This is a genomic window from Myxococcus sp. AM009, assembly GCF_013372605.1.
GTDB lineage: Bacteria > Myxococcota > Myxococcia > Myxococcales > Myxococcaceae > Myxococcus > Myxococcus vastator.
This window is the reverse complement of sequence record NZ_JABXEP010000284.1, coordinates 1-4,727: the sequence shown is the minus strand read 5'-3', so window position 1 is coordinate 4,727 and position 4,727 is coordinate 1. Positions and strand designations below refer to the sequence as shown.

5 protein-coding genes are annotated in these 4,727 nt (G+C 70.8%); 4 read left to right on the top strand and 1 reads right to left on the bottom strand.

Annotation, left to right across the window (positions count from 1 at the left end; genetic code table 11):
- Nucleotides 1-22 precede the first annotated feature (22 nt).
- From HV824_RS34880 to HV824_RS34865, 4 genes are all read left to right on the top strand, one after another.
- Nucleotides 23-1,717: a hypothetical protein gene (locus HV824_RS34880; protein ID WP_176425198.1), complete on the top strand. Its 1,695-nt coding sequence runs from the start codon at nt 23-25 to the stop codon at nt 1,715-1,717.
- Nucleotides 1,718-1,796: 79 nt separating this feature from the next.
- Nucleotides 1,797-2,585, top strand: a complete 789-nt coding sequence (locus HV824_RS34875; RefSeq protein ID WP_176419354.1) for a fatty acid desaturase — start codon at nt 1,797-1,799, stop codon at nt 2,583-2,585.
- 33 nt (nt 2,586-2,618) lie between these two features.
- Nucleotides 2,619-3,608 carry a protein-methionine-sulfoxide reductase catalytic subunit MsrP gene (msrP, locus tag HV824_RS34870; RefSeq protein WP_176419353.1) on the top strand — a complete coding sequence of 330 codons (990 nt, stop codon included), beginning with the start codon at nt 2,619-2,621 and terminating at the stop codon, nt 3,606-3,608.
- A gap of 11 nt (nt 3,609-3,619) precedes the next feature.
- A complete protein-coding gene (locus HV824_RS34865; RefSeq protein WP_176419352.1) occupies nt 3,620-4,246 on the top strand; it encodes a sulfite oxidase heme-binding subunit YedZ in 627 nt (208 codons plus the stop codon).
- A gap of 30 nt (nt 4,247-4,276) precedes the next feature.
- Here the strand turns inward: HV824_RS34865 and HV824_RS34860 are convergent.
- Nucleotides 4,277-4,727, bottom strand: a 451-nt coding sequence (locus tag HV824_RS34860; RefSeq protein ID WP_176425197.1) for a response regulator, incomplete at its 5' end; no start/stop codon positions are given.

Below are 4,727 nucleotides of genomic sequence, written 5' to 3'. Positions count from 1 at the left end.
GGGTTGGAGTAGGGAAGGGGACATGAACCGTACCCTCCTGTCCCTGCTCGGCGCGGCGCTGCTGTCGAGCGCCGCCACCGCCGCGGAGAAGACGCCCCCCGCCCGGTTCCCGGATGCCGCGGAGCTCCAGCGCCTGACGGCGCGCTTCGCCCCCGTGGAGCTCCGGGTGGACCTGAAGGCGCTGCCGGAGTCCGAGCGCCGCGCCCTGGCTCGCATCGTCCAGGCCTCGAAGCTGATGGACGCGCTCTTCCTGCGTCAGCGGTGGGCGGGCAACGAGCCGCTGCTGCTGGACCTGGTCGGGGATACGACGCCGCTGGGCCGCGCGCGGCTGCAGGCGTTCCTGTTGGACAAGGGGCCCTGGAGCAGCCTCGACGAGGCGCGGCCTTTCCTCCCCGGCGTGCCGGCCAAGCCCGCGTCCGCGAACTTCTATCCGGCCGGCGCCACCCAGGCGCAGGTGGAGGCGTGGGTGAAGTCGCTGCCCGAGGCGCGGCAGAAGGAGGCCACCGGCTTCTACACCACCATCCGCCGCGGCACGGACGGCGGCTTCATCGCGGTGCCCTACAGCGTGGAGTACCAGGGCGAGCTGGCCCAGGCCGCCGCGCTCTTGCGCGAGGCCGCCGCGCTCACCCGGCAGCCCACGCTGAAGGCGTTCCTCACCTCGCGCGCGGACGCGTTCCTGTCCAACGACTACTACGCCAGCGAGGTGGCGTGGATGAAGCTGGACGCCAGCATCGAGCCCACCATCGGGCCCTACGAGGTCTACGAGGACGAGTGGTTCAACTACAAGGCCGCCTTCGAGGCCTTCGTGGGCCTGCGCGACGACGCGGAGACGCAGAAGCTGGCGAAGTTCAGCGGGCAGCTCCAGGGGCTGGAGGACCACCTCCCCATCGACCCGAAGCTGCGCAACCCGAAGCTGGGGGCGCTGGCGCCCATCCGCGTCATCAACAGCCTGTTCTCCTCCGGTGACGGCAACCGGGGCGTGCAGACGGCCGCCTTCAACCTGCCCAACGACGAGCGGGTGTCGGAGAAGATGGGCTCCAAGCGCGTGATGCTGAAGAACGTGCAGGAGGCCAAGTTCGAGCGCGTGCTGCTGCCCATCGCCAAGGTGGCCCTCACCCCGGCGGACCAGAAGGACGTCTCCTTCGAGGCCTTCTTCACGCACATCCTGATGCATGAGCTGATGCACGGCCTGGGGCCCAGCAACATCACCGTGGGCGGCAAGGCCACCACCGTGCGCAAGGAACTCCAGGCGGCCTCCAGCGCCATCGAAGAGGCGAAGGCGGACATCTCCGGCCTGTGGGCGCTCCAGCGCCTGGTGGACACCGGCGTCATCGACAAGTCGCTGGAGCGCACCATGTACACGACGTTCCTGGCCTCCGCGTTCCGCTCCATCCGCTTCGGCGTGGACGAGGCGCACGGCAAGGGCATCGCCGTGCAGCTCAACCACTTCCTGGACACCGGCGCGGTGAAGGTGAACGCGGACGGCACCTTCTCCGTGGTGCCGGCGAAGATGAAGCCGGCCGTCACCTCGCTGACGAAGCAGCTCATGGAGCTTCAGGGCCGCGGCGACCGGAAGGCCGCCGAGGCGCTGCTGGCGAAGCACGGCGTGGTGCGCCCGCCCGTGCAGCGCGTGCTGGAGCGCCTCAAGGACGTGCCGGTGGACATCGCGCCGCGCTACGTCACCGCGGAGGAGCTGGTCCGCGACGTGAAGAAGTAGCCACCGGTCCGTTGCCCCGCCCCGCCGCCTGGGCTTTTCCCGTGCGCGGCGAGCTGGCGATGGCCAGAAAGCAGGAGAGATGGAGACTTCCGCCCGCCAACTCCGTCCAGCGCCGCCCGGTCCCTGGGGCGTCGTCATCGCGCTCGTCGTCATGGGCGCGTGGGGCGGGCACCTGGCCTGGGCGCTGACCCGGGCGGAGCTGCCATGGGTGGAGCCGCTCACCTGGCTGCACGTCGCCCTCCAGGCCTGGCTGTGCACGGGGCTCTTCATCACCGGCCACGACGCCATGCACGGCACGGTGTCTGGCCGGCGCTGGGTGAACGAGGCCGTGGGCACGGTCGCCTGCTTCCTCTTCGCGGGGCTGTCCTACCGGCGGCTGGTGGTGAACCACCGTGCCCACCATGTGCGGCCCACGAGCGAGGAGGACCCGGACTTCTCCACGCACAGCCAGTCCTTCTGGCCGTGGCTGGGCACCTTCATGGCCCGCTACACCACGCTGCCCCAGCTTGGGGTGATGGCGGCCAAGTTCAACGTGCTGCTCTTCCTGGGCGTCTCCCAGCCGCACATCCTCGCCTTCTGGGTGCTGCCCTCGGTGCTGGGCACGTTGCAGCTCTTCTACTTCGGCACCTACCTGCCGCACCGGCGCCCGGAGACGCCGGACATGGCCCCGCACCACGCGCGCACCCTGCCGCGCAACCACCTGTGGGCCCTGCTGTCGTGCTTCTTCTTCGGCTACCACTGGGAGCACCATGAGTCCCCGGGCACGCCCTGGTGGCGGCTGTGGCGCCTGAAGGACGCCCGTGCCCGGGAGGCCGCGCTGGCGCAGGGCGCCGGGACGCTCCCGGGACAGGAAGGCACTGCCCGGTAACGCACGGGCGGCCTGGGCCGTTATACAGGGGCCATGCGTGACAAGCCGCCCGCCGAGCCGCCCAGCTCCGAAGTCACCCCCGAGAAGACGTACCTGCGCCGGCGCGAGCTGCTGAAGAACGCGGGCCTCTTCGCGGGCACGGCCGTCGCCGTCGCCGGAGGGCTGCACCTGCTGGGCCGCAAGCAGACGCGCCCCATGGACCGCTTCGTCCCGGACGCGGGCCTGGTGGAGCAGCCGGTGGCGAAGGCGATGGGCCCCTTCGACACGGACGAGCCGCGCACGCCCTACGAGGACGTCACCACCTACAACAACTTCTACGAGTTCGGCTTCGACAAGAACGACCCGGCCCGCTTCGCGCACACGCTGAAGCCCAGGCCGTGGAGCGTCGTCATCGACGGCGAGGTGCACCAGCCGCGGACGGTGGACGTGGAGCAGCTCACGTCCTGGTTCTCCCTGGAGGAGCGCGTCTACCGCATGCGCTGCGTGGAGGCCTGGTCCATGGTGATTCCGTGGCTGGGCTTCCCGCTGGCGGCGCTGCTCCAGCGCGTGGAGCCCACCCGCCAGGCGAAGTACGTCGCCTTCACCACGCTGCTGGACCCGGAGCAGATGCCGGGCCAGCGCCGCGCCCTGCTGGACTGGCCGTACACGGAAGGCCTGCGCCTGGACGAGGCGATGAACCCGCTCACGCTCATGGCCACGGGGCTCTACGGCCGGCAGCTGCCCAACCAGAACGGCGCGCCGCTGCGGCTGGTGGTGCCGTGGAAGTATGGCTTCAAGGGCATCAAGTCCATTGTCCGCATCACCCTCACGCGGGAGGAGCCCATGACGACGTGGCGGTTGTCCGCGCCGCGCGAGTACGGCTTCTATGCCAACGTGAATCCCGCAGTGCCCCATCCGCGCTGGAGCCAGGCCAGCGAGCGCCGCATCGGCGACTTCGAGCGCCGCCCCACGCTGCCCTTCAATGGCTACGCGGAGCAGGTGGCCCACCTCTACACCGGCATGGACCTGCGCCGGTTCTACTGAGTCCCCGCGCCATGGCCTCGTCTCCATACCCCTGGCTCAACCCCGCGCTCGTCGTGGGCGGCCTGTCGCCGCTGCTGATGCTCGCCGTCCAGGGCCCCCGGGGCGAGCTGGGGCCCAACGCGATTGAAGCCGCGCTCCACCAGACGGGGCTGTTGGCGCTGGTGCTGCTGCTGGCCTCGCTGGCGTGCACGCCGCTGCGGCTGGTGGCGGGGTGGACGTGGCCCGCGCGCGTGCGCCGCACGTTGGGCCTGCTGGCCTTCACCTACGCGGCGGCGCACTTCCTCGTGTACGCGGTGCTGGACCAGGGGCTGGCGTGGGGCACGCTGTGGGCGGACGTCACCGAGCGCCCCTTCATCACCGTGGGCTTCGCCGCGCTGGTGCTGCTGGTGCCGCTGGCCGTGACGTCCACCCAGCGGTGGGTGCGGCGGCTGGGGTTTCCGCGCTGGCAGCGGCTGCACCGGCTGGCCTACGTGGCCGCGGCGCTGGGCGTGGTGCACTTCGTGTGGCGCGTGAAGAAGGACGTCACCGAGCCGCTCATCTACGGCGCGGTACTGGCGCTGCTGCTGGCCATCCGCGTGGGTGAGGCCCTGCGAAAACGCCGGGCCCGCGCCGCCGCGGCGGCCCGGAACCCGGCGTGAGTGAAGCGGCGCCCAGCGGGGCGCGGCGCGCTACTTGCGCGGCAGCGGGAGGATGGTGTCCACCAGCGTCATGAGCTGCGCGCAGCTCACCGGCTTGCGGACAAAGGCGCTGATGCCGGCCTTCTGTCCCAGCGCGCGCACCTCCGCCACGTTCGGGTCGCCCGTCATCATCAGGATGGGCACCTTGGCCAGCCTCGGGTTGGCGCTGGCGCGAATCTGCGCGGCGAAGTCCGCGCCGTTCATCCCATCCATGTGGAAGTCCGTGAGGACCAGGTCCACCGGCTCCGCCTCCGACACCTTGAGGCCTTCCTCGGCGGACTCCGCTTCGAGGAACTCGAAGTTGCGAGCCATCAGGTAGATCTTCAGCAGCGTGCGGATGGAGCGGCTGTCATCCACCAACAGCACGCGCTGCGGAGCGGTGCCCGCGGCGGGGCGTGCGCCCAGGGGGCGGGTCGTCTCCGTCGTGGTGCGGAGGGGGAGG